The organism is Ruegeria sp. L12, assembly GCF_056531745.1.
Map to the genome: position 1 here is coordinate 1 of NZ_JBQFMH010000046.1, position 1,122 is coordinate 1,122.

Consider the following 1,122-nt stretch of genomic DNA (forward strand, 5'->3'; position numbering starts at 1 on the left):
TGCCCTTGTCAGTTGGCCCTCGGTTTGGGTCAGAATAGTTGCGGCGGAACTGCTTGAGTTCCTGGCCCTCAGGGCAAATGTACTGATCGTTTTCTGCATCCCACTCGAAATCCGCCCGCGTCCAGGTGCCATCGTTGCGCCCGGACTTGTCGAAGACCGGAATGTGCGGGGCGATGTTGCGGTCGACCAACCAGCCCAGGAGCGGCCCGGTGCCATAGGCGGTGTCCGCGATCAGACGCTCCGGGTTTAGATCGAACTTCGCTTTCACGCGGTCCGGCATCGTCTTGGTCGATCCGACCTCTGCCTGCCGGATTGATCTGGTGCCTTCCACGTCGACTATCACCCCATGGTCGGTGTCGATCAGGTAGTTGTCGGAATAGCTGAAGAAAGTAGGACCTTTGCGGGCTGCGGTCCATTGGCTGGCAGGGTCAGAATGCGAGGTGAACTTGGGCTGCACCTCGCTCGCAGCTCCGAAAGCCGCCTCATCCAGAGTGTCGAGATATTCGCGGACCGCGCGCGGCGCATCTTCTGGATCGATGGTTGATGCATCCCATTCTTCCTTTGGCGTTGAGTTTTGTTTGTTTGCATCGGCTTCGATCAGGCTGGTATCGATTGCCATGCGCTGTCCGCTGACCAGACCTTCTTCGATACACCGCGCAACAGTCGTCTCGAAAAGGTGCCGCAGCAGTTCGCTCTCGCGGAAGCGTCCATGCCGGTTCTTGGAGAACGTTGAGTGATCCGGGATACGCTCATTCAGATCGAGGCGGAAGAACCATCGATATGCCAGGTTCAGATGCACCTCTTCGCACAGCCGTCGCTCGGAGCGGATGCCGAAGCAATAGCCGACCAGCAGCATCCGGATCTGCAGTTCAGGATCGACCGATGGACGACCGGTGTGGCTGTAAAAATCCGCGAGATGCGCTCGAATGCTGCTCAAATCGACAAAGCGATCAATAGATCGAAGAAGGTGATCTTGGGGAACGTGGTTCTCCAATGAGAACTTATAGAACAGCGACGATTGCGCTTCCTGCCTCGGTCCCATCATCGCCAATCCTCCCGCCCACTGGAAGAATTGAATCAGCAGTTCATGCATCGATCAAGGAAGAGTTTTTCAACAAAATA

At 56.4% G+C, this 1,122-nt stretch carries 1 protein-coding gene; it reads right to left on the reverse strand.

Annotation, left to right across the window (positions count from 1 at the left end):
* On the reverse strand, window positions 1-1,045 hold a 1,045-nt coding region (locus ACR0K9_RS21470; RefSeq protein ID WP_480826107.1), incomplete at its 3' end, for an IS1182 family transposase.
* Window positions 1,046-1,122 lie beyond the last annotated feature (77 nt).